Annotated in this window: 17 protein-coding genes; 4 read left to right on the top strand and 13 right to left on the bottom strand. The window is 47.5% G+C overall.

The window, feature by feature from the left end:
- Nucleotides 1-315: 315 nt before the first annotated feature.
- The 3 genes from G367_RS0107715 to G367_RS0107705 form a co-directional block, all read right to left on the bottom strand.
- Nucleotides 316-1,692, bottom strand: coding sequence for a S41 family peptidase (locus tag G367_RS0107715; RefSeq protein ID WP_020412543.1), 1,377 nt, complete (start codon nt 1,690-1,692; stop codon nt 316-318).
- Between the two features lie 141 nt (nt 1,693-1,833).
- Nucleotides 1,834-2,640: an alpha/beta fold hydrolase gene (locus G367_RS0107710; RefSeq protein WP_020412542.1), complete on the bottom strand. Its 807-nt coding sequence runs from the start codon at nt 2,638-2,640 to the stop codon at nt 1,834-1,836.
- Nucleotides 2,641-2,690: 50 nt separating this feature from the next.
- Complete coding sequence (locus tag G367_RS0107705; RefSeq protein WP_020412541.1) at nt 2,691-3,872, bottom strand: MFS transporter; 1,182 nt, start codon at nt 3,870-3,872, stop codon at nt 2,691-2,693.
- 404 nt (nt 3,873-4,276) lie between these two features.
- Between G367_RS0107705 and G367_RS0107700 the strand changes: the two genes are divergently transcribed.
- Together G367_RS0107700 and G367_RS0107695 are read left to right on the top strand one after the other, a co-directional pair.
- On the top strand, nt 4,277-5,296 hold the full coding sequence (locus tag G367_RS0107700) for a Vgb family protein (protein WP_020412540.1): 1,020 nt from the start codon (nt 4,277-4,279) through the stop codon (nt 5,294-5,296).
- 153 nt (nt 5,297-5,449) lie between these two features.
- Nucleotides 5,450-5,929, top strand: a complete 480-nt coding sequence (locus G367_RS0107695; RefSeq protein ID WP_020412539.1) for a hypothetical protein — start codon at nt 5,450-5,452, stop codon at nt 5,927-5,929.
- A 218-nt stretch (nt 5,930-6,147) separates the two neighbouring features.
- Here the strand turns inward: G367_RS0107695 and G367_RS0107690 are convergent, their stop codons facing one another.
- The gene (locus G367_RS0107690; RefSeq protein WP_020412538.1) at nt 6,148-6,546 is read right to left on the bottom strand and encodes a hypothetical protein; all 399 of its coding nucleotides are present in this window, start codon (nt 6,544-6,546) and stop codon (nt 6,148-6,150) included.
- A 42-nt stretch (nt 6,547-6,588) separates the two neighbouring features.
- Nucleotides 6,589-7,338, bottom strand: coding sequence for a zinc metalloprotease (locus tag G367_RS0107685; protein ID WP_211214912.1), 750 nt, complete (start codon nt 7,336-7,338; stop codon nt 6,589-6,591).
- 28 nt (nt 7,339-7,366) lie between these two features.
- On the opposite strand from G367_RS0107685, the gene G367_RS26615 reads away from it, so the two are divergent.
- The gene (locus tag G367_RS26615) at nt 7,367-7,591 is read left to right on the top strand and encodes a hypothetical protein (protein ID WP_211214911.1); all 225 of its coding nucleotides are present in this window, start codon (nt 7,367-7,369) and stop codon (nt 7,589-7,591) included.
- Nucleotides 7,592-9,091: 1,500 nt separating this feature from the next.
- Nucleotides 9,092-9,256 (top strand): carbon storage regulator CsrA, encoded by a 165-nt coding sequence (csrA, locus tag G367_RS0107680; protein ID WP_020412536.1) that lies wholly within the window; start codon nt 9,092-9,094, stop codon nt 9,254-9,256.
- 1,370 nt (nt 9,257-10,626) lie between these two features.
- On the opposite strand, the gene G367_RS0107675 is transcribed toward csrA, so the two are convergent.
- The 8 genes from G367_RS0107675 to edd form a co-directional block, all read right to left on the bottom strand.
- Nucleotides 10,627-11,022: an SMI1/KNR4 family protein gene (locus G367_RS0107675; RefSeq protein ID WP_020412535.1), complete on the bottom strand. Its 396-nt coding sequence runs from the start codon at nt 11,020-11,022 to the stop codon at nt 10,627-10,629.
- A complete protein-coding gene (locus G367_RS0107670) occupies nt 11,019-15,938 on the bottom strand; it encodes an RHS repeat-associated core domain-containing protein (RefSeq protein WP_157533412.1) in 4,920 nt (1,639 codons plus the stop codon). The genes G367_RS0107675 and G367_RS0107670 overlap by 4 nt, the downstream gene beginning before the upstream one ends.
- 847 nt (nt 15,939-16,785) lie before the next feature.
- Nucleotides 16,786-18,222: a pyruvate kinase gene (gene pyk / locus G367_RS0107665; protein ID WP_020412533.1), complete on the bottom strand. Its 1,437-nt coding sequence runs from the start codon at nt 18,220-18,222 to the stop codon at nt 16,786-16,788.
- Nucleotides 18,223-18,375: 153 nt separating this feature from the next.
- Nucleotides 18,376-19,410: a type I glyceraldehyde-3-phosphate dehydrogenase gene (gene gap / locus G367_RS0107660; RefSeq protein WP_020412532.1), complete on the bottom strand. Its 1,035-nt coding sequence runs from the start codon at nt 19,408-19,410 to the stop codon at nt 18,376-18,378.
- A 187-nt stretch (nt 19,411-19,597) separates the two neighbouring features.
- Complete coding sequence (locus G367_RS0107655) at nt 19,598-20,227, bottom strand: bifunctional 4-hydroxy-2-oxoglutarate aldolase/2-dehydro-3-deoxy-phosphogluconate aldolase (RefSeq protein WP_020412531.1); 630 nt, start codon at nt 20,225-20,227, stop codon at nt 19,598-19,600.
- A 20-nt stretch (nt 20,228-20,247) separates the two neighbouring features.
- The gene (gene pgl, locus G367_RS0107650; protein WP_020412530.1) at nt 20,248-20,958 is read right to left on the bottom strand and encodes a 6-phosphogluconolactonase; all 711 of its coding nucleotides are present in this window, start codon (nt 20,956-20,958) and stop codon (nt 20,248-20,250) included.
- Between the two features lie 60 nt (nt 20,959-21,018).
- On the bottom strand, nt 21,019-22,479 hold the full coding sequence (gene zwf / locus G367_RS0107645; protein ID WP_020412529.1) for a glucose-6-phosphate dehydrogenase: 1,461 nt from the start codon (nt 22,477-22,479) through the stop codon (nt 21,019-21,021).
- A 51-nt stretch (nt 22,480-22,530) separates the two neighbouring features.
- Nucleotides 22,531-24,348: a phosphogluconate dehydratase gene (gene edd, locus G367_RS0107640; RefSeq protein WP_020412528.1), complete on the bottom strand. Its 1,818-nt coding sequence runs from the start codon at nt 24,346-24,348 to the stop codon at nt 22,531-22,533.
- Nucleotides 24,349-24,436: the final 88 nt, after the last annotated feature.

Genomic DNA, 24,436 nt, shown 5'->3' with positions numbered 1-24,436 from the left:
CCGGAAACCAAAGCCAGCATTAAACAGGTAAGCGAGCCAACAGGCAAACAAAGCCTGTTGTAAATGCCTTAAAGCAAAAACTAATCGATTATAGAGACTGTTTTCAAGACAGCAGTGCCAATAGTGGCTTCAGACCCCCATAGAAACGGGAAATAGCCAATAATGGCACCTTCTGATAAAAGCCCCTGTTGCAGGCACCTTCAAAATCTATGACGCACAGTATCCACAACAGCAAGGGGCTCCCTTAAATACATGGGAGGAACCTGACCGTCGAACGGAATCGATAATCGCGAGCCAGCTCATATCAGGGAGGAATTAAAGCTTAACCCTAAGCTCGTTCAGCGCTCTCTCGAGTACTTCGTCCTTATCAGAGCGCACCGTATCCAGCGTACTCTCAACCAGGATATCCGGCTTAATACCATAGCCAACAAACTCCCTGCCATCGGGGAAGGTATCCCGCTTGGTACACACCCTGAAAGTACCACCTCCTGGGAGGTCCACGAACATAGGTTGCCCCGTGCTGCCATAAGTTGGCTCACCCACAGTAGTAAAATGTTCGAGAGAATCTGCATATACCAGGAAGTCCTCAGCTGCTGAAACGGTATTTCGGCCGATCAACACATAGGTTGGCACTATGTGGTTACTATCCAATTTGGGCTCAACTATATCCCCGGAGTCTTCACCAAACTCCCATATAGTGCCTTCTGCATAGGGGCGATACTTCTCTAATTGCTCGAACTGATTGGCAAATGATCCCCAAGCTTTATAAGCCGCAATATGTTTGGGAGTTTTCCAAACAGAACCCTGTAAAATACGATCAGCCAAGTAAGAGATTATCTCTCCGGCATAAGCAGAGTTACCTCCATTATTAAAGCGCAGATCAATAATCAACCCTTTGGACTTAACAATCTCATCGTGGTGAGATTTAAACTGATCAACAACCTCCTGTTTCTCAAAAGTATTTAAAGCTACATAGGCTATATCATCATCAAGCCACTTAAGCTCAAATGGCTCGCCATTCGACTGAGGTTGTGTAATAGAGATGTAATCAATCTTCCTCCCACGCGCATCCCGTTTAACCTGAACCTCTTTCACTTTGCCGTCTGGAGTCTCAATAGTGAATTCTGCCGTGGTATCCGGTTTACCATCCAAGGCATCCCGAACCGCAGTACTCCAGAGAATATGCTGGGTCGAGCTGGCAATATAAGGCATTACCTGCTCCTTTAAATAGGTTTGAAGATCCTGCCCATTTACCGAAACGACAACAGAGCCAAGTGGAATCACGGACTCCACCCCCTTCTCGACCCCCGTAACTATTGCTTGATGGCCAGCTTCGGCCAAGCGAACAGCAGGCCAATCCAGGTACTTGGCTGACATACCTTTAGGGTAATAAATATTGGTATGGCCATCTTGCAGGAGTGCATTAAGCCGCTTTAGCTCACGATAATACTCATAAGTGTTTTCTGTAGCCAAAACCCGCGGAATAAATTCCTGATACCTTGCATCAAAGTCCAGTTCAGGAACCTGATCGAAGAAAGCGAAGTTATAGCTAACCTCTTTCCAGTAGAGAGATAAACCATACAGTTTTTCTGCATCGGATAAATTTTCTGTTACCTCATTAACGTTATCTGCGTATACAGAGCTGGTGGTGGTAACAGCAATTGAAAAGGCCAGAGCAATCTTTTTAAGCACAATAAAAACCCTAAATTTATTAGGGTTCCCATTTTATACATTTAGAAAAGTTGGTAAATGTAGACTAACTTAACAAGGCAACAATTTGTCGAAACCAGTGGTATGAAATGATCTTATTTGCCTCCTATTTATCCTTATCTGTTATTTATAACCTCTGGAAATCAGCGCTAGTACTTCTTTCACCACCATTTCGGGCTCATCATTTTGAGGATAGTGATAGCTCTTCTCAGTCAAAACAGCTTTACCCCGTGGAAACGCTTTGGCCCAATTTGAATGTAATTCCCCCCACCTATCCCGGGCCTCATCAGTAAAGAAAAGAAGAGGAGGGTTATCATACTTTTTAATGGAGGCAATTACTGTGACGGGTATATCGGGGATTTGTGGATAATCAGGTAAAGGGCGTTTAGACCAAAAGTCCAGGTACTGATTCGACATGCCGTTCTTCATATCATCCAGTTTTACCTGAGCAATTTGCTCTTCGGCCAACTCCAAATTCAGCGATCGCATAATATCCACATCATGCTCGGAAGAAGGCTCTATCAGCATCAACGCTGCCATTCTTTCAGGATACCGTGCGGCAAAAGTTCGGGCTACATGAGCACCATAGGAGTGCGCAATATAAGTAACTTTCTCTTTAACCCCCAAAGCCGCCAATAAAGCCCTGGCCCCTTGAGCATAATCCTCAGAGCTAAAATGCTTCTTAATGGCCGTTGATTTTCCGTTGCCCACACGAGAATAACGTATTACTCGTGCATGCTTCGCCAAGTCATCATAGATGGAATCCCAATCCTGCATCCCGGCCGAACCCCCGGCTTCGAGAAACAAGGTGGCCTCACCAGAGCCTTTGATCTCATATTCAATATGATATTCACCAACAGAGATTGTCTCTGAATTTACAAATGTACTTAGCGGCAGAGTAAATATCATTATTAAGAGAGCTACACGCATATAGAATTCCTATTTATTAAAATTCCCGACCTAGAATTAGTAGGGAGCTGCTAAGTTGCAGCCACCCCCTGCCCCAGGCGCGCTTCATTGCCTGGTCCAGGTTGCTCCGGCACTAGTTGGGCCAAACCAAGAGAGACCAGGGCCATCAAAGATCCGGCAAAGAACACCATAGCAGGAGAGGTCAGCCAGAGCAGGCCGAATAGAACCGGAATAATAACCGCTGCAACGTGATTAATAGTGAAACTAACACCCGCAGATGCGGCGATATCACGCTCATCCACAATCTTTTGGAAGTAAGTTTTGATTGCAATGGCCATAGAGAAGAACAGATGATCAATAATATAGAGCGCCGCAGCTACTATCGCACTCTCCACTAAAGCATAACCGGCAAAAACCAGTATCAAACCGATATATTCCAAAGTAAGGATACGGCGCTCTCCAAACCTTACGATAAACTGACCGATTTTTGGCGCGATATATAAATTGAGCAGGTGGTTTACTGTATAGAGCGCAGCAATTTCGCCAACACTATAACCAAATTTTTCCACCATTAGAAAACCGGCAAAGACAATAAAGATTTGTCGTCGCGCGCCGCTCATCATCGTTAACGCATAATAAAGCCAGTAGCGCTTACGTAGCACTAATTGCTTGCGCTGACTATGGGGTTGAGGAAACTGCGGGAAAAGTACCCAGGCAGCCAAAGCAATAAGAACAGTGACGCCACCGCCGATCATATAAACCCACGAGTAGTCTAAACCGGCAAAGTCCATCAGACACCAAACCAGACCATAGGCTAGAAGCGCTGCAAATGAACCTGCAGCGGCCATACGCCCCATCCAGATTGCCGAAGTCTTCTTTGGAAACCACTGCAAAGCCAGAGAGGTTTGCAGGGTTTCATAGAAATGAAAGCCGATCGACATCAATAATGTCGTGAGTAATAAACCTGTGAGAGATGGAAAAAAACCGGTCAGCATCACGCCAATCCCGGTCGCTACAAGTGAGAGAAGTGCTAAGCGCTGCTCCCGGATAAGTAGCAATACAAATATCACTGTAAACGCCAGGAACCCGGGTATTTCCCTGACACTCTGTAACAGGCCAATATCAGCTCCGGTAAATGAAGCCTTGGCTATCACAAAGTTATTAAGGAGAGTATTCCAGACAGAAAAAGACAGTGGCATTGAGGCTGCAAGGACTAACAGCAGAATTTCCGGTCGACGGAGGCGTTGTAACATGGCGGGACTCCTACAATAAGGGCAGCAATATACGCTATACCACGTTGACGTGTAAATTGAGGGTAATATGACTGCCAGGTACCGAAAAACCGCCTGTTAATTCTACTCAGCTGTAAAAACAAGACTCCTCTCAATTGAGCCCCACAAACTCAACAAGAACTCGCCAAATGGAACTCTGGAACTTTAGTCTCTCCTCGTGAATATAATTGGGTGTACCGATTATATTCCTGACATCTAACTGGCTGTTTGAAACCGCTCTTCTGCGAAATATCGATTTTGTAAACCTTTATAAATGAGCACCAATTATCACCTATGCTTTGACCAGGACTCAGCTCACATATATTTCCATGCTAGGGTATAAACACATAAATTCTCCTTGACGGCTTAATCATTGGAACTGGCATATGAATATCTACCCAAAACTTCATACGCTGTCACTAAAAATCGCTATCTGCGCCATTTATTTCTTATCTACTCCATTAACTTCTGAGGTACAAGAAAATAAACTGCCAGACAGGCTCAAGTTAAATGAGTGGAAAGTACCCTGGCAGGGGCTGCCCAGAGACCCCCATGTGGATAACAAACAGCAAGTTTGGTTCTGTGGGCAGGCCGGCAACTATATCGGTCGATTTACCCCATCCGATCAGCAATTTAAAAAATTCGAGGTTCCTGAAGGAACACACCCTCATAATCTGATAGTGGATAAACAGGATATGATCTGGTATGCAGGCAACCGCAATGCTCACATTGGGCGTATGAATGCAGAGACAGGTAAAATCACTCAATACGCAATGCCTAAAGGCGTAAATGATCCACATACACTGGTTTTCAACCATGATGGCAACATCTGGTTTACAGCCCAGCAGAGCAACCGCATAGGCATATTGGATGTCAATAGTGGAGAAGTGAAAATAGCCACACCTCAAACGGCCAACGCACGTCCTTACGGAATCAAGGTAGATTCACAAAATCGCCCCTGGGTTGCCCTATTTGGTACGAATAAATTAGCTTGGGTAGACCCTAAAACCATGGCGGTAAACGAAATCTCAATTCCCCGGCCGAACGCTCGGCCTCGTAGGCTGGAAATCGATACCTCCGACAATATCTGGTACGTAGACTATCCAGAAGGCTATCTTGGCAGATATACGCCCAGCACAAAAGAATTCAAGGAGTGGAAGCTCCCCACTGAAAACCCTCGCCCCTACGGAACCGCAATGGATAACAAAGGCCGGCTATGGGTAGCAGACACCGGCGATATTCCTAACATCATCTTTGCTTTTGATATAGAAACACAAAAATTTGTCAGCCAAACTACCGTACCCAGTGGAGGAAACATTCGATATATGTATTTCGACAACAAAGATGGAAGCTTTTGGTTTGGTGTCGATGCTGGGTTCTTGGATCAGGGAATACCAAAAAACTGAGCCAGTTCTAAGTTTAAAAAATATTAACCCCTTAACCAAGGGACCCTCTGTTGGTCAAAATAATTTTTTGAAAGTAGTTAAGCTCAAACTTTACTACCCTATCCAGTTATTTTATCTTCTTTCCAAATATAAAAATCACACAAGGAGATAAACATGCCAAACAATCCCATAGGAAACAAAATTTATCCAACTGGAGGAGCCTCGCCTTTAGTAGACGTTCTTATGAATAGAGGATCCGAAGGGGGAAACCCAATATATATTCACTACACAAGTCAAGCTGGGTTTAATCAGATCTTAATGATAGACAAATTTATTAAAGGAACCCCAGACAGGACACGCCGGGGTCTGTCTGCTAAAACTGGAGTTTATTTAACGCCTTCAACACAGTGCTTTAGCCCAAGCGATGCCCACACCCTTCTTTTTTTCTCAGAAGATAGATATAAAAATAGTGCCACTCATATGTTTATTTTTATATTCAAGCAAGGCGTTGAACTTGAGGATTATGCCGTTAGCTCCAGCAGCCCATATCGAGAACTAATTTATAGGGGAGACGTTGATTTTCGTGCAAACGGAAATGCAAAAATGCTCTACGGTGGAAGAAATCGATTTATTGATGGGAACCCCTGGAATTGAATCTACCAAAAAAATCATAAGCTCCGAGAATATCTCTCGATACAGGGCCAGCTTTCCGAACCTTATCGAGGGATTACTTTTCAACGGCTTGCAACCTTTGATTTAAGAATTACTAATCATCATAAAAGGTTTCCGTGAATTAATTAAGGAGACACTAAAATTTTATTTAAATCTTAACTACACAAAAAGTAAACATCAAAAAGTAAACATGCAGGTGCCTACTCTGGTGGAGGTTGCCAATTGATCACAGCGGGATAGGCCTTATTCTCGCATAACCAAATCACTGCTCGAACCCCAGGCCTAAGTCCTGCTTGTGGATCAGTCACTTTTCCCCAGTCACTCGCCAGAAACTCTTTCCCTTGTAGGCGGAACTGCCCTAAAAGTGCTTTCCAGCTAGGCATTGTCAGCACTAATGATTCTTTAGTGTCGTAATCAGTGGAAATCCATACCTTAATACTGTTTCCTTCACGCACCAATTTTGTCACCTCTCCCTGCCAGGAAGTCAACTGATTTCTATCACAAGTGACATAACCTGGCACAGCGAGCCTCTGGGCAGTTACCTTAGACGTACTCACCAATATCAAGGCACATAGGATAAATAATCGGATGCTGTTCATAATTGTCAGTGTATCGGGGGGAATAATCCCCCCGAAAAATTATTATAGGCCGCGATAGGTACTGCTTTGCTCATCAGCGCGAGTGGCCTGCCCCTCTGTAAATTCGTACATGCAGCTATCGTCCGTGTAATCCATAAAATTTGTAATCGGATCAAGACCGGCTGCGTTGCGTCCCCTTGTACAGGAATCCCTGCCTACTGGGCACCCATAAGCCGGTGACCTTTCTGCAGGAGTATCAGAGACATAATCCCCATTTCCACCACAGCCGCCCTGGAAGGTATGATACAAACCTAACCAGTGGCCAACCTCGTGTGTAAGGGTATCGCCCTCATTGTAAGGCGCAGCATCGCCGCCAGGCACAGAACCGGTTAAAATAACTACCCCATCATCCAGTGGATCTGAGGAATAGCTACTTGGGAAAGTTGCCCACCCAAGTAGGCCACCACCGATATCAGCCACATAGATATTCAGGTCTCCCGCATCACCAACACGCAATGAGCTTTTCATAGCGCGCTCTGCGGAGGAACCATAACCAACGTTATACCAAGAATTATTGGCCGTTACTGAAGTTGAAATCAGATTAAAAGTAAATGGTGTACTCGCATAAGCATCATTAAGCACCGCCATTTGCGAATTAATTACATTGCTGGGTAGCGAACCATTATTTGCGTTATCAGTAATAACATGAAAGTACACATCAATAGTTACAGAGCCAGCTGGACGTAGTGTATGACCTCCACTGCTTATATTACGAGACTGTCCACGCAGCGCAGTAAAATGCTGCTCTTTCAAAGCAGCCTCCTGAACAGAAGGATGATTAGTGCCACAACGTTTAAATTTAGCATTGTCATTAGCACGCTCAATCGAAGAATCACTCTCAGCAAAACCGACAGCAGGTGATATTAGCAAACACAAAGATAATGCAGCTTTTATTGAAGTTGAAAGATTAGCTTTTCTCATAACCGGAACCTTAATTTTTTTTATTAAATTGATAACCCCAGACAGCCCGATCACCTTCCACTCTCAAACCAACTCATGTCAATAGTACCAAATCTCAAAAGCGTGATAATGACATCAATTTCTTTTATAGGGCGGCAAGTTCGACATAAAAAACCACCCCCCCATAAAGCGGGAAAAAACCCAACCAACAAAGGAAAATAAAAAATACACCAATGACAGGAAAAATAGTTTCAAGAGAAATTATTTTCAAAGCAAAAATAAGGGACCTATTAAAATCGGCAAGCTATACCCAAAACAAATACAACCCTTGAATACAACACAAAATATTTAAACAACCATAGATATAAGAGCCACCGCAACTCCAACAAAAAGAGCAATTAAAAGGTGGGGCCAAATTCCAAACAAACAAAAATCTCAGCAATTATCATCACCTACCCCTTTGCCGTATTTCTCGGCTCTACACCAATTAACCTTTTTTATTGATATAAATGCTATTGAAATTGGCATATATTCGAAAACCCAGATATGCATTATCATTAGTGCGGCTTTAATTTTAATCGTGAATCACAGCTTATTAATGACAACCACAGAGATAACCAGAGTAAAATTCAAGATGTACGCTACTCCGGAAGAATACTAAGAAAGTGGTCTCAGCCAGAAGGATACATCTGAACTAGCAATGCAGGAGCTAGAGAGAGACCATAATGCTCATCGTAATTTAACAGAAAATACTTACTCCTTTGCTGCCTTTGTATTGCCATTCATATTGGCTTTTCCTTCCATAATTGCCACCATTTCCTGGATTCGCCGTAGCCAGACCTGGTCATACTGACCTACCGTACAGGCAACAACAATTTGCGTGGCTTATTTATGAGTTAGTCTTTTAGTGATGTATGGAATGGCAAGTTATTTAATTATTGCCTGGACCGCTTAATATATTATTGGACCTGAAAGGTTTAGCAGTTATTTAGGCCATCACTTACACAGCCAACAATCCTAGGGCCGTTCAGCTTGTTGTGCTGGAGCGGTAGCGAGTTTTAGAAATTTTCTAATCGAGAGACGACATGAATAAAAATAGGCGCCCAAATAATCTTATTCAATTTTATTAAGTTTTTTTCAGCATCAAAACTACGTAAAATCAATAGAATTTGATCAGCAATATGGGCCGTACTCGAACAAGCCTCTATGAGTTCATACCCCCAAATAACTAAAGATAACTAAAGATACCTAAGATCTTTTTAAATGACCCATTTTCTCTAAGGAGAACGTTAGCGTGAAGTAAGTACAGATAAAAGGCGCTGACCCAAGGTGCTACCAACACCAGGGGCCAGCTAACCAAATTGATAACCTACCTATCAAAGTGGCTATATGCATAGTACGCTAGAAACCTGCTCGTCTTCAATAAAGGCGAACACATTCAGTAGCTTGGAGCGATTTTCCAAGCTCTGGGAGCGTAGCGTCCGCCTTTTCTTATTTCACGCCTACCGTTCTCGTGCCCCACCCTTCCTTTCCTGCCAGCATTACTTTCCAAGCCTTCTCATCCCGGAAGGTCTACCCATGGTTAGAGTTTAAATAGGAAACGAATATGTTGATCTTGAAGCGCAGGACCGGCGAAAACCTAAGGATTGGGGCTAATGTCTCAATCACAGTATTGGAGATTAGAGGTAACCAAGTGAAGATAGGAATACAAGCTCCCAAATCTTTACCTGTTCATCGCGAGGAAATTTACAAGCGTATCCAAAAAAACTAGAACTGACCAATAGAAACCGTTTAATAAAAGAGTCTGCCAATAGGAAATGCTCAACCCAGACCGGATAACACTAAGCTATTCTAAGTTGATTATAGTTTTTGCATACTCTCTCTAAATATTACTAGAGTTCAACCATCAGGGAGCAGGACTGGACTACACCTTCACCAAATGAAGCTGAACATTATCCAGTCTTTTGTCCAACACTATGATCCTGGTACCTTTTAGGGGTGGAATCGAAACTGCTAAATTTGTTTAGCCTTCAGTATGTTTTACAATACTACTCAGAATTCTTATAGTCCAGCTGCCTCTGGTTTATACCCTCTTTCCGAGCTACCACTAAAGATGCATATAGGTCGCATCTCACAATTGCCCCCTTTACGTTATAACTTTATTAAGCCTTAAACTCAAAAAAATGAGCACACATTAAATATATTTTTTCCAGAATCTGGATTGGCAACACTAACAGCACTTTTTTATTTTAACTACCCTACCATGTTAATAGATATGAGGTTTTAGAAGAATAAAAAATAGTTAACCTAAAGATTTTGAGAAAGCACCACCCAAATAAACCTCCATTATGATCCTATATAAAAAATTCCAGCTTAAAGAATAATATTAAATTGCTCAATCTTCTAGAATTTGAGCAAAAAACGTCATGGATGGAGAATAATCTAAACTGCATCTATCAAACTCTCAAAATACTGATTCACTTTTTTACGCCCATGAAAATACTCTCACCAAATCATAAATTCTCAAAAACCTCCGTAACCAGCATACATAGACTCAAAAATTTCACTTTCTTTATGTGCTCGACACAACCTCAATTCTGAGAATCTATTTTCCTAACAATAAAGCCAATTCCGTTTATCCAGTTCAATTCGCCTTCAGCAACCAAAACATCTCCTATTTTCGAGAAGAGCTACCAATCTCTGTAGCTTTTTATTCAAGGCTACTTCCCATCAATTGGAGATTCGGATACAACTTCAACTCCTCCAATATCCCAAGGAATCTGCATAAAAATTTTTGATTTATTCTGACCTCGCAAGTAAGGTACCTCTGATAACCTGTCAGCCCTTCATAGGGGAGGTATGCGTTTTTTGCGCGCCTGGAGAGGCATGGCTAGGAAAGGGCAATGGCGTCTGGCGTGGAGCTTGCACAGACTCCCGCCAAGCTACGCAGACTGTCAGCTCTTGTTCGAAGCTAAAACGAAAGCAAGGCGACAGCGCGTCATTTTTACCTGCGTAGGGCCTAGCGTCGAAGGTTGAGGGCGGACGCTCCTCCCAATCAATGGGTGTCCCGAATTACGTTTCTCTATCCTTACAATCATTGGGTGTCCCAAAATCGGCATGAATCGTACCTAATTTAATAAACTAACTTTCTGCCAACAATCCCCCAGCAGAAAGCCATTCAAACAGACTGTTCCCCAGTATCTCCATATCGTCCTCATCCATGCTTCCTTGATCAACTGAATACACCTTTCCATTTGACAGGCTAATTAAGATAGAAAGCCCTCCACTATCATCTCCAATAGCAAGATATCCTGGGGCATATTCGAACACCTCAAAAGTTTCGTTTCTCTCTACGAGATCTTCAGACCTATAAATAGTAAGACCATTACCAAGCGCAAATCCATCTGTCCTCCTCATTAGCGCCACATAATCATCAGGAAGTTTAATTTTCAAGTCATCTTCCAGTTTTTGAAGTTGCGTTTCAGACACACCAGAACCAAAAGATTCAAAATCATCTAGAGCATCTAGGTCTATCATTCAAAAGCTCCTAAAGAATCAAAATATTTATAACTGTCTTTAATTGCTTTTTGTGCCGTTTTTTCAGGCACTCCAGCATCAATCATCTCTCTATATCCGGTGCTGAACTCTTCACCAATAGAAGTTGAGTATGGATCTACACCATCTACTTTCATCGTTCTGCGACGTGCTCGCTGAGATGCAGATATTTTCGCATGTGGTTTGCCTGATGCCGATTCTAAAAGAACAGCAGGTGCATCATTTCTGTTGTAGCCTTCGACATTTTTTTGAGCCCATTTATCTTGTACTGGGTGATGCGACTGTACGAAATTATCATTTTTAGTGTTTTTATAGCCTTCAGCTCTATTTTTTCCTGGACTTAGGCGCCCATGCTGATCAACATCATTCGTAGAGTAGCCGTTAGGGTTATTTCCACAATCCTTAGCTTTTAGGCCATACGGGTCAATAAATATTATTGGGTTAGGCACATACTGATAATTATTAATCCCCCCCAACAACCCAATCGGATCCTGCTGAGTAAACTCCCCAACCTGCGGATCATAGTACCTAAACCGGTTGTAATGCAGCCCAGTCTCTTCATCAAAGTACTGACCTTGGAAGCGGATTGGCTGCTCTATCTGATTTTCATGGGCCAGGGCAATATTGCCATAGCTCTTGTAGGCAACGCTCCAGACCACTTCACCTTCCTGACTGGTCAAGGTATCAGGCGTTCCCAGGTGATCCAGATGGTAGTGATAGACCTGCTCTTTATCTTGCTGACTTTCCTTTAAAGCAACCGGTTTAAAGGTGCCCGGTTCGAAGTAATAGGTGCGGGTACTGAGATCCTGTTTGGTTTGGTTGTCCGTTTTGCTTTCCTGCAGGAGAACATCGCTATCCCAGAGGAAGTCGGTTAGTTCGCTGTTCGTGACTTTGCCAATACGACGGCCCAGGGGGTCGTATTGGTAGTGGATCACCTGTTGGAACTGTTCTGTGCCCTTTTCTACCTTGAGCTTTTCTACACGTACCAGCTGCTGGCGGCTGTTGTAGTGGTAGCGGGTTTGCAGTTTTTGCCCTTTACCGCGTAGTTCGGCAATGCGGTTGCCGTGGATATCGTAGCGGTAGTGGGTATCACCGCGGAAGGCTAAACGGTTGCCTTTGACCTGGGTGGCACTGGCCTGCTGTTTGGCTTCGTCTTTTGAGTTGCCGGCCGCGAGAATATTGTGTGCGGGGTCGTGCACAAAATATTCAGGGTTGGGGCCGTCTACCTGAGTCAGGCGATCCAAGGCGTCGTAGTGGTAGCTGCGGGTTCCGCGCAGGCTGTCTTCGATCTTGGCGATCTGGCCGGCTTTGTTGTACTGGTAACTGCGCTCCAGAATTGAGCTTGTGTCCTGGGTGGGATCGGACACCGGGCTCTGGTTTGCATTGCCGGTTTTGCCCAGGCGCAGCTTGTGCAGGCGGCCTTGTGGATCGTAGTCTCTTTGGCTTTCCAGTCCGTTGCCGTGTTGGCGCTGGCTTTCCCTGCCCTGTTCGTCGTGACTGATACTGGTAATCAGCTGATCGGTATCGCGGCCTAAGGGGCGGCGGTGCAGGCTTTGGAATTGACCGGCGGGGTTAAAAGCAAAGTTAAGTACCTCGCCATCGGGTAGTGTGGTGGCGATACGGTTGCCGGCGGCATCGTACTGGTGGCTCAGTTTATCTTTGCCCTGCCAGTCGGTGGTAACGCGGCCATTGGCATCGTATTCCCAGCGCAGTTTGCGGTGGGTATTTTCTGCTTCGATAAGTTGTCCGCTGCGATTGTAGCGGAAGTTGGTAATTCCGTCCGGGGTGGTTTCTTCCAATAGGCGGCCGAAGGGGTCGCGCTCAAAGATGGTGTCGATGCCTTTGCCGCTGTCTGTGTCGGTTACGGCTCTGGAGCTTACCAGATGGCCGGCGCGGTTATAGGCATAGCGGGTAACGCGGCCATCGAAGCCAACTTCTTCAATCAGGCGTTCATTGAGGTCGTATTTAAGTTGGTAGCGCTCGCCATTTTCATTGGCTAGGCCAATTAAGTTGCGTTCGCCATCATAGTGATATTCCAGGCGGCTGCCGTCCGGGTTGGTACGGGTCTTTACCTGGCTGAGGCCGTCGTAAGCGTAGCAGGTACTGCGGCCTTCAGAGTCAATGACTTCGGCAAGCAATCCTTGGGGGTTATAGCTGTATTGAGTCCGGGCACCGTCTGGGGTGGTCACCGCATGGATACGGTCCTGGGCATCGTATTCATAGCGGGTTATCTGGCCCGGAGCATGCTGCACTTCAGCCAGGCGACGAGCACCGTCGTAGCGGTAGTGCTGGGCGCGGCCCATGGGATCTTTGATCGCGGCAAGATTGCCTTCGGGGTTCCAAAGGTAGCGGGTGGTATTGCCGAGAGGGTCGGTAACGCTGCCGATTAAGCCAACAGGGTTATAGCCGTATTGGGTGCTGTTGCCGAGGGGGTCTTTGCTGGCAACGATCTGGCCATTTTCGTTGTATTCCCGTTGCCAGCTATTACCGGCGGGGTCGGTAACTTTTGCGGGCAGGCCTTCACCGTTGTATTCGATACGGTGGTTGTTGCCGGCGGCATCGGTCTTTTGTATCAGGCGACCCTGATTATCGTACTGGTAAATTTCTTCGCGCAGGCTGCCATCGTCGCTGGGCAGCTGTACCCGGGTGACCTGACCCAGGTCGTTGTAGCTATAGAGAGTCTCTGCACCTTCCGGGTCGCGGTGATAGATTGGTAGGGCACGGTCATTAAAGCGGTAGCGCTCTTTACCGCCGCGGGTGTCGGTAACGGTAACGCCCTTGCCATCATCATCCCAGGCAAACTGGTAATTGTAAGTATCCTGCCCATCGATAGGATCGCCCCACTGGCGCACACAGCGGGCGGAGGGGCCTTCGGCATCCCATTCAAAGTGAAAGCGGTAGCCGGTTTTTAGGGTGCGCTGCTTAATGACGTGCTGATGGTACTGGTACTGCTCGCTGTGTCCGTCGGCGTCGATGGCTTTGATCAGGTCCCCTTCACCACTGTACTCATAATTTGCGAGTACTTTAATACGGCCGTCGCGGGTTTCTTTTTTCAGCTCACCAATACGCTGGCTGTTTGGCTGCCCTGGCGGCGGGCTGATATGCAGGGCTTCACCGATGCTGCTTTCGATACAGATCAGACGTTCGTCGACATAGTGGAACAGGTAATAATTGCCGTAGCCATCGCGGATTTCTGCAAGCTTGAGGGAGCCTTTATCTCCGGTGGCTTTAAAGTGTTTTTGTACACCTTTGGGAGCACCGTAAGGAGTCACTATCCAGTGATCGTCATTAATGCGGGTGAGGCTTAACTGCTCCACTACGTTGTGACTGCGGCCGCTGTCTCCTGGAGCAGGCAGACTGATCACCCTGCCTTCGGCATCGTGGAACTGCACTGCTTTACCCGGGCGCCACACCAGCTTTTCACCCAGGGTGTGGGTCCAGCCGTGGCCCAGGCCGAAGTCTTTGGAATTACTGCTGCGGTAGGTGCGCGCCACGGTGAGTGGCAGTGGACCATCCAGTACGGCATCGACCAAAGTAAGGCGTTCTTCACCCGTTTTTAAGTTAATAGGTTCGCCGCCTTCGCAAGCCTTGCCATTACATTGGGAGCTATCTCCGTTATGGTTTTTCCCGGTTTGGCTATTGGTTTTATCCGCTTCGCTGGATTGGCTGGTCTTACTGCTATCGCTAGCCTGAGAATTATTGCTGTTATTACCAGAGCTATTTCCGCTTTGGTTACTGTTATTGGCACCAGAGCTGCTGGAGCTGCCACTGGAGCTCGAACTGCTCGAAGAGGGGCCATTCGAATTGGATGGGGCGGCTGCATCGGAAGAGCTCAGGTCGGAAAAGCTGGCTCCATTACCCTTGGCATTACCACCTCGCTTTTTGGAAAGCAGATTACGTTGCTTTTTCAGCTTGGCGAAGTCGAGCATCAAATCACCAATACCGCGGAAAGCCTTCAGCAGACGGGCATTTTTAACCAGGGATGCCACAGCACCGGCACCACCTGTGACTGCAGCCAAGACGATAGTAAGAATAATCTCGAATGCACCACCACCGGCCATCTCGGTGATTTCGAGGCTGTGCTGGGCTTTTACATAATCCTGAGCAAAACGGAAAATCGTATCGCGTAGTGCCGGCTCGTCATAAATCACCTGGGCCACTTCGAGGGCCAGCTCCAGCTGCTGCTTGGTGATCTTGGATGGATCAAAGCCAAGCACATCAACGGCTTCCCGATGCACTGCAGAGAGGTACTCTTTGCCGGATTCCTCGAAGCTCTTATCGTACAAAAGGTAGTTTGCTGTTGCCGTGCTGAGTTCCCTGGCCTGGCGCATGGGATTAACTAGCGCAGCTACTTCCATCACGTCCTTGCCCCAAACCGCCAGGCCCCAAGCGGCATTGCCTAAGCCGGTAGCACCGCGATCAATATAGGCACCCACTTTCTCTAAGGTGGAACGCTGCTCGTGACGCTGTTGGATCAGCGCTGCCTCAGCTCGTTCTTGGGCAATAATCTGCTGCAGCCCCATGCGAATCTTGGCAATCAACTCTGACTGCTTATCAGCAAGCGCCGTGGCTGCAAACGGGGCTTCTTCAATAATCAGGCGATTTTGGATCAGGGCCAGGTAAATTTCCTGTTCTCGACTGGAAAGATGGCCGGGCGCTTCACTCAGTGGCCCTAAGAAGACAGTGCCCGCCTGGCTTGATTGAATACTGACACTCAGCGCATTACAGGAGATACCATTCATGCCAAAGAAGTGTTCGTGAATCTCCTGGATTACAGCATCATCAAACATGGACAACAGCTGGCTGGCATTGACCTTCAGGGGAATACCCATCTGGTATGCCCAACCAACTCTGACCATATAACGAACGCCTTGCCTGTTCTCGACACTTAGCTGCATGGATAATCCTTCAAACGCCGTAAGCCCGCTGTGCGCCAGCCTCTAGTTATCATTTCCTGACCCAATAAATCGTCTTGATTTATTTTTGGTCTCGGCATTGGGAATACCAACTCAAAGAGCCGGATTCACCTTTGACTTGCTCAATTTGCAATCAAAAACCCTGTTTTCCGCACGGTTGAATACCTCTAGAAAACATATTGAATTAGGGTAATCGCAATTTGTGAAATCTTAAATAGTGAAAATCACCGCCTTTCTGGCTTATGGAAATTCTACTCGCCAATAGTTCTAATTCACCGGCACTAGGATGAGGTGAGGCCAAAGCTACTGGCAGGAGATACCTGAAATTGCGACCTGTTGAAGCAGGTTACCGCAAATAGGCTGGTTGGGATAGATAAGTGTTATTACACGAATAAGACAAACCAAGGAGTCAGTTTGACACCCAGGGAAAAAAGAAATAATCAAATAAAATAGTTTAATTGTTTTATTTCGGAGTTAACAACCGTAGATAATTTACAGAAAGAGCTCTATTGGAAAATATAATTCAGCAGCAAAGCCCTGCCGCAGAATTACCCATACACAAGATAAGTAGCCCTGAAAATGCTGTGGTTTTTTAATAGGCAATAAACATATTTATTTGCCTAGAACAGCAAAAAATCAATAAATAAGGAAACAATATGGAACTGTAGTCTTATATTTTTGCGCAAATAACAACCAAAATATAAGAAAAGAATAAAAAAGCGCAGGAAAATTTTTTGAGGTCACAGCCATTAAATTACATCAACAACTGCTGCACCATCACCAGCCCTCTTGGGTTCAGGGCAGGTGATGGCTTACACCGAATAATTGGTTACTCGATCTCTTTAATACGCATGGAGCTGGTGTGTCCACCTACATTCAAGCGTTCACCTTGGGTGATCAAGACTCTCTGCCCTTTCTGTAGGTCAATACGCGAACTGAGCACTTCAATAATGGACTCGGTAAGATGCCCCAGTGGAACTGCCGCCGGATCAAAGCTGATGGGCTCAACACCACGTAACAATACCAATTGGCGCGCAACATTCGGGTGTCGTGTCATTGCATAAATAGGTAGGCGAGTATTGGCCCGTGACATCATCCGTGGTGTACGCCCTGATTCTGTCAGGGCAGCCACGGCACAGAGGTTCTCCACTCGAGAGGCGACATCAATCGCAGCCTGGGCAATGACCGTGTCAATACGGTCGGAGGCACCATGCTCCTCAGGGGTGTATGGGACACTGCCAAGATACTGTTCAGCACCCACAATCACCTCACTCATGGATTCCACTGCCGCCACCGGGTAATCACCCGCAGCGGTCTCAGCAGAGAGCATCACAGCATCTGTACCATCCAACACTGCATTGGCAACATCCATCACTTCTGCGCGGGTGGGTGTCGGGCTGGTGATCATGGACTCCATCATTTGAGTCGCAGTAATCACGCCACGATTGAGCGCATTAGCGCGATTGATCAATTTCTTTTGTACACCCACCAGGGCCGGATCGCCAATCTCAACCCCGAGGTCACCTCGAGCGACCATGATGGCATCGGATGCAAGAATCAATGCATCCATCTCCGCATTGTCAGCAACTGCCTCAGCGCGCTCCACCTTGGCCACTATCGCTGCCTGGCTGCCAGCTGCCTGCATAGCCTTGCGAGCAGTTTCCAGATCTTCCGCACAGCGAGGGAAACTCACCGCGAGAAAATCTACCGCTAACTCAGCGGCCAGCTCAATATCCCGGTAATCTTTCTCTGTCAAAGCCGGTGCGGAAAGGCCACCCCCAAGAAGATTGATGCCTTTGTTGTTAGATAACTTGCCACCTTGCAATACCCGACAATAAAGCTTACTCGGTGTGGTACCAGTTACTTCAAGGCGGATCTTGCCATCGTCCAGAAGTAGGATATTGCCAGACTCACAATCACTAATCAGGCTAGGATAATCAACCCCAACACGGTGCTCATCACCACCTTCGGGGGGACAGTCGAGATCCAAAGTAAATTCGTCATTATTTTCCAGGTCAACGCTACCGTTGGCAAAGCGCGCTATGCGTATTTTGGGTCCCTGCAAATCCCCCAGCACAGCCACAGTTTTACCCTGTGCTGTTGCGGCTTCGCGCACCTCTTCCACCCTGCGGCGGTGGTCTTCGGCGGAGCCGTGGGAAAAATTCAGGCGCACAATATTTACCCCGGCACGAATCATCTCCTCGATTACGTGGGGTTTGTCTGTGCCGGGTCCCAGGGTGGCGACAATTTTTGTATGGCGAATCATATGGTCCCGTCAGCTATTCAGTTTGAAAAAAGTTCTTTGGACTGGCCAACCTTATTCCCTGATGGTTTTTACCAGCCCTTAAAGTACAAGACGAATTTATGGGTTATCCCGCACCTATATTCCGGCACTAAGCCGGCGTTCCGCTCAATCGAATCAGGCCGACTCGGCCACAGGCAAGTCCAATTGCAGTGCCGCAGCCATGGCCAAACTGGTATCCAGCATACGATGGGAGAAGCCCCACTCGTTGTCATACCAGGCCATCACTTTCACCAAATTGCCATTTACACGAGTGTGATTGGCATCGAAGTGGCTGGAAGCACTGGTGTGATTAAAGTCTACCGATACCAGTGGCTGGTCACAGTAAGTCAAGACGCCATTACTGGCTTCCGCTGCCTGCTGCATAATACGATTGATCTCCTCGACCGTAGTGTCGCGACCGGCAATAAACTGGCAGTCCACCAGGGAAACATTGCTTACCGGAACCCTTACAGCCATACCGTCCAGGCGCCCTTTCAATTCAGGTAGCACCAGGCCAACAGCGGCGGCTGCACCGGTCTTGGTAGGAATCATATTGTCAGCTGCAGCCCTCGCCCGATAAATATCAGCGTGGACAGCATCCTGGGTGTTCTGGTCATTGGTATAGGCGTGTACCGTAGTCATTACGCCGCGCTCTATACCGAGCTCGCGGTGCAACGCCTGGGCCACTGGCGCCAGACAGTTAGTAGTACAGGATGCATTGGAAACCACGCGGTGATCTGCGGTCAGGTTGGCGTCATTAACTCCGTAAACAACAGTGAGGTCAGCATCCTTTGACGGCGCAGAGATGAGCACCGCAGAGGCGCCTGCTTCGAGGTGTGCAGAAGCGGAGGCTTTATCGGTGAAGCGGCCAGTACACTCCAGCACCAAATCCACTCCGAGTTTTTTCCAAGGCAACTTGGCCGGATCTCGCTCCTGGCACACCTGCACTCGATCACCACCAACTACCAGTGCATCACCATCTACTTTCACATCCGTGCCAAAGCGGCCGTGGATGGTATCAAATCGGGTCAGGTGCGCATTGGATGCCACCGGGGCGAGGTCGTTAATCGCAACCAGTTGAATACGATCACTATAATCGGACTCGTAGATGGCTCGGGTGACGTTGCGGCCGATACGGCCGTAACCATTGATTGCAATTTTAATTTTCATCTGGCTTTACCCTGTTTATTAGCTTCTGGTTTTCCATGCTGCACCCATCAACGGATGCACCTTACCGAACGTTTGTGACAATTAACTCGGAAATGTAACAAGCCATCCATAACTTGCTGGACGATCACTCCTGCAAATAAAAAAATCATTTCTTCAGGAGCTAGCACCAGTCCAGGTCAGTGCTAGGTCAAGACTTCAATGTCGCAGCCTGCTTTGACAGGCGGGTAATCTCAGCCCAGTTCTTCTCGCGTACCAGGCTACTGGATGCCATCCAGGACCCCCCCACACAAACCACATTATTCAGGGCCAGATAGTCCGCTGCATTATCCGGGCTAACTCCTCCGGTTGGGCAGAATCGGACTTCAGCCAGTGGCCCCGCGAGAGATTTCAACATGGGCACACCGCCGGCGGCCTGGGCCGGGAAAAATTTCTGGTACCTATAGCCGCGTTCAAAAAGGCGCATTACCTCGGATGCACTGGCTGCGCCAGGCAACAACGGCACATCGCTACCATCAGCCGCGGACAGCAATTGCTCTGTAGCTCCGGGGCTAACCATAAAACCGGCTCCGGCATCAGTGGATCGACGCAGGTCATCGCTATTTAATACAGTGCCTGTCCCCACATGTGCCTCTGGTAAATGCTTGGCAATTTGCTCCACAGCACCAAGCGCAGCCTCTGTGCGCAAAGTCACCTCAAGAACATTCAAACCACCTTCAAGCAGTGCCGTAGCTAAAGGTAGAGCATCTTCAACCTGTTCTATAACCAGCACTGGGACAACGCCAGCAGCCTGCAAAATGTCGGCGATATTCTTCTGCATCAATCAATTCCAATCGTTCGTTAAGGTGCCCAATAGACAGTGACTGGTTTCAGCCCCTGTTTGAGGATACTGCGCACCGGCATTTCCATCTCATCACTGCCTAGTAAAGCCTCACGATAAACTTTGAGTTTTTCTTCACCAGTAATTAGCAGTTTGATATTTTTAGCCTGTAAAATTGCACTCAAAGTCAATGTCATGCGCTCGGTATTTGTACCGGTAACCTCACTCTGCTTAGCGGTAATTGCACTGCATAATTTTTCAGAATCTGGACTCAAAGCATCCTCAAGACCTTGTGCATGGGGAAATAGTGAGGCGGTATGACCATCACTACCCATTCCCAGAATGCAAATATCGAAAGGGCGCCACAGCTCGGCATAAGCGCGCTCGCAATCAGCCTCACCCTGAGCAGCAGTGGCATGTAGATTCTTCATGCCCAACAAAGTGGCTTCCGCCGCATTATTTTGAATTAAACTGTTTTCAATAAATGCTTGGTTACTACCACTGTGGGATTTATCTACCCAGCGTTCATCTACCAGGGCGGCGGTTATCTTTGACCAGGGCAAAGGGCGCTTGGAAAGCTCCCGATAAACCGGTTCAGGAGTACTACCACCAGAAACCAGAAATGTGGCCTGCCCTCGATCTTTTATACCTTTTTGCAGCTCACTGGCGCAGTCGTGAACCAGTGCCTGCACCAGGCGTTCTCGATCTGAGTAAAATTTTTCTTCAGCCATGGAGATTTCCATTTTTTAGAGGAGACATGCCCGCATTTAGCCAGTCATACCCCATAATCATTACTTGGCGTTAAACCAGTGACGGCCACTACGGGCCAGTAATTCACTAGATTCCTTCGGACCCCAGCTACCAGCGATATAATCTTTTGGCTGGTTATTAGTCTCTCGCCAGTGTTCAATAATTGGATCGACCCAAGCCCAGGCTGCTGCCACTTCATCACGGTGAATAAACAGAGCCGAATTATTCGCCGCTGCATCCAGCATCAAACGTTTGTAGGCATCGCTGTGGAAGCTGTCGTAAGTATCCGAAAGAGTTAAATTCAGTTCCGCTGGCTGTAGTTCAGTAGTAAGGCTGTCCATTTTCTTGGCCATTAGCACCAACTTGATGCTCTCTTCGGGCTGCAGGCGAATAACCAGGCGATTGGGAATAACTTTGCCGGCGCTTTCGTCATAGACGTGGTGGGATACGTTTTTGTACTGCACCACAATTTCTGCACAACGTTTTTCCATACGCTTGCCAGTCCGCAAATAGAAAGGCACGCCAGCCCAACGCCAACTATCGATATGCGCCTGGATTGCGACAAATGTTTCCGTGGAACTGACACCGCCTTCCAGTTCATCCAGATATCCAGGCACTTGCTGTCCATCAATGTCACCAGCTATGTACTGTCCACGAACTACATTTTTGTCCACTTCCAATCCGGTAAGTGGGCGCAAAGCTTCCAGCACTTTAATTTTTTCCGCACGGATATTTTTTGCGGACATGGTATTAGGCGATTCCATTGCAATCAGGCACAACAACTGCAACAGGTGGTTTTGCACCATATCGCGTAAGGCTCCGGTTTCGTCATAAAAACCGGCGCGACCTTCGAGACCAACGGTTTCAGAAATACTAATCTGGATATGATCAATGCTCTTGGCATCCCACAAGTGCTCAAACAGTACATTGCTGAAACGCAGCGCCAGCAGGTTTTGTACAGTTTCCTTACCCAGGTAGTGGTCAATGCGGAAAATATTATTTTCCGGGAAGTAACTGGCAATCTTGCTATTAATTTCGTCAGAGGTCTGCGCGTTATAACCCAAGGGTTTCTCAACAACTACTCGGGAGTTTTTGCTAATCAATCCCTTGATAGAGAGGTTTTCACAGCAGGGACCAAATACCGCAGGAGGAATTGCCAGGTAAAAAATACGTACCCGCTCGGGATCTGTACCGAGAATATCTGCCAGATGCTCCCACTGCTCATTGGGAACAGCGATATCCAATGCTATTGGACGCAGCAGTTGGCTAAAGCCATCCCAACTGGAATCACTGTACTCACCTTCACGCAAGTACTGCTTTAGCGCTTGGTGAGCAGTCGTTAAATATTGATCGGCATCTTCCCGGCGGCGACATACGGGAAGAACACGGCAACCATTCACCAGGCTGCCCTCCCTGTATGCGCGGTACAGGGCTGGTATTAACTTGCGCAACGCAAGATCGCCACCGCCACCAAACAACACCATATCAAAAGGGTTAAGCATAAATTTCGCTCTAAGCTCGTATTTCTGCAGTGCCAATAAGCACCGCGTTAATTAGTAAAGAATACTGGCACCGCTCTCTGCACCACTGGCGATCGCGCGCATATTGGCAAAGAGTTCTCGACCCATGCCCCGTGCATTTTCAGACAGATCACACTGTGCAGCTTCACGTGCGGCAAATTCCGCTTCATCCACATGTACCTGCAGAACACCAGCCTCCGAATTCAGCTCGATAATATCGCCATCGCGTACCTTGGCGATGGGGCCACCTTCAACCGCTTCTGGTGACATATGAATAGCTGCAGGTACTTTCCCCGAAGCTCCTGACATGCGCCCATCGGTAACAAGTGCTACTTTAAAACCGCGGTCTTGCAACACCCCCAAAGTCGGAGTTAATTTGTGCAATTCCGGCATGCCATTAGCCTGAGGGCCCTGAAAGCGCACAACCGCAACAAAATCCCGTTCCAACTCACCTGCTTTGAACCTCTCCAACAGTTCATCCTGGTTATGCAGGACAATTGCGGGGGCTTTGACTTTGAGGTGCTGCGGCTTAATCGCCGATACCTTAATCACGCTGCGTCCCAGATTACCCTCGAGCAACTGCAGGCCACCGTGGTGAGAGAAAGGATCACTAACCGGGCGAATAACGGAAGTATCGCCACTCTCTTCCGCAGTTGGACGCCATACCACACCATCACCCGCATCGTTAAAGAAGGGGTCATTGCAATAGGGTTTGAGTCCGGTGTCGCCCAGTACTGTGTGTACATCGCCGTGCAGGAGCCCCGCGGAGAGCAGCTCACGAATCAGGAATTGCATACCACCAGCCGCAGCAAAGTGGTTGATATCAGCACTGCCATTCGGATAAACATGACACAGCAAGGGCACCACTTCAGAGAGATCTGCCATATCCTGCCAGGTCAGCTGAATACCTGCGGCGCGGGCCATAGCTACTAGGTGTAAGGTATGATTGGTAGAGCCGCCTGTAGCCAGAAGGCCAACTACACCATTTACAAAAGCCTTTTCGGTAAGAATTTTAGCGATTGGTGTGTGCTGGCTGGGCTCAGTAATTTGGGCTAGCTGCGCCACCGCGGCTTCATTCAGGGCATCACGCAGACCAGTCCCCGGATTAACAAAAGAACTGCCTGGTAACTGCAGCCCCATAATTTCCACTAGCATCTGATTGCTGTTGGCGGTGCCATAGAAAGTACAAGTACCAGCACTGTGATAAGAGGCGCTCTCCGCTTCCAGTAATTCTTCACGACCAACCTTGCCCTCAGCATAGAGCTGACGCACTCGAACTTTTTCTGCATTGGAAAGCCCCGTAGGCATTGGGCCTGCAGGAATAAAAATGGATGGCAAGTGACCGAAGGCCAGGGCACCTATCACCAGGCCGGGCACAATCTTGTCACAAATGCCGAGGAACATAGCGCCCTCAAATACATCATGGGACAGGGCTACGGCTGTGGACATGGCAATCACATCGCGGGAAAAAAGGCTCAGCTCCATACCCGGGCGCCCCTGGGTGACACCATCACACATGGCGGGCACCCCCCCTGCTACCTGGGCAGTGGCACCATGACGAGCCGCTGCTTCTTTGAGGCGTGCGGGATAGGTACCGTAGGGCTGGTGCGCTGAAAGCATATCGTTATAGGCGGTTACAATCCCCAGATTAGGGCCTCGCCCTGAGGCGATAAGCTGCTTTTCCTTTTCTGGAGAGGCCGCAATTGCATGGGCCAAATTGCCACACGACAGGTGCGCAGCCGCCCGGCCCTCAATATGCGCTTTTTCAACCTGTGCCAAATATTGGGCACGGGTTTCCTCGCTCCGCCGGGTTATGCGATCGGTAACTGCCTGAACCTTGCTGTGAACCATGACTATTCCGTATTAATTTTGCTTTAACACCGACAAAGGCCCAATTAGCCCAGGTCGTACTCCGGCGATATTTCAACCACCGCTAAAC

The organism is Microbulbifer variabilis ATCC 700307, assembly GCF_000380565.1.
Taxonomy (GTDB): domain Bacteria; phylum Pseudomonadota; class Gammaproteobacteria; order Pseudomonadales; family Cellvibrionaceae; genus Microbulbifer; species Microbulbifer variabilis.
This window is presented reverse-complemented; position numbering and strand designations above follow the sequence as displayed.

Coding starts and splice junctions, on each gene's coding strand:
- edd (WP_020412528.1), bottom strand. CDS start 24,348: ATGGTTCACAGCAAGGTTCAGGCAGTTACCGATCGCATAACCCGGCGG.
- G367_RS0107670 (WP_157533412.1), bottom strand. CDS start 15,938: ATGCAGCTAAGTGTCGAGAACAGGCAAGGCGTTCGTTATATGGTCAGA.
- zwf (WP_020412529.1), bottom strand. CDS start 22,479: ATGCTTAACCCTTTTGATATGGTGTTGTTTGGTGGCGGTGGCGATCTT.
- G367_RS0107710 (WP_020412542.1), bottom strand. CDS start 2,640: ATGCGTGTAGCTCTCTTAATAATGATATTTACTCTGCCGCTAAGTACA.
- G367_RS0107690 (WP_020412538.1), bottom strand. CDS start 6,546: ATGAACAGCATCCGATTATTTATCCTATGTGCCTTGATATTGGTGAGT.
- G367_RS0107700 (WP_020412540.1), top strand. CDS start 4,277: ATGAATATCTACCCAAAACTTCATACGCTGTCACTAAAAATCGCTATC.
- G367_RS0107655 (WP_020412531.1), bottom strand. CDS start 20,227: ATGCAGAAGAATATCGCCGACATTTTGCAGGCTGCTGGCGTTGTCCCA.
- G367_RS0107675 (WP_020412535.1), bottom strand. CDS start 11,022: ATGATAGACCTAGATGCTCTAGATGATTTTGAATCTTTTGGTTCTGGT.
- pyk (WP_020412533.1), bottom strand. CDS start 18,222: ATGATTCGCCATACAAAAATTGTCGCCACCCTGGGACCCGGCACAGAC.
- csrA (WP_020412536.1), top strand. CDS start 9,092: ATGTTGATCTTGAAGCGCAGGACCGGCGAAAACCTAAGGATTGGGGCT.
- G367_RS0107705 (WP_020412541.1), bottom strand. CDS start 3,872: ATGTTACAACGCCTCCGTCGACCGGAAATTCTGCTGTTAGTCCTTGCA.
- pgl (WP_020412530.1), bottom strand. CDS start 20,958: ATGGCTGAAGAAAAATTTTACTCAGATCGAGAACGCCTGGTGCAGGCA.
- G367_RS0107695 (WP_020412539.1), top strand. CDS start 5,450: ATGCCAAACAATCCCATAGGAAACAAAATTTATCCAACTGGAGGAGCC.
- gap (WP_020412532.1), bottom strand. CDS start 19,410: ATGAAAATTAAAATTGCAATCAATGGTTACGGCCGTATCGGCCGCAAC.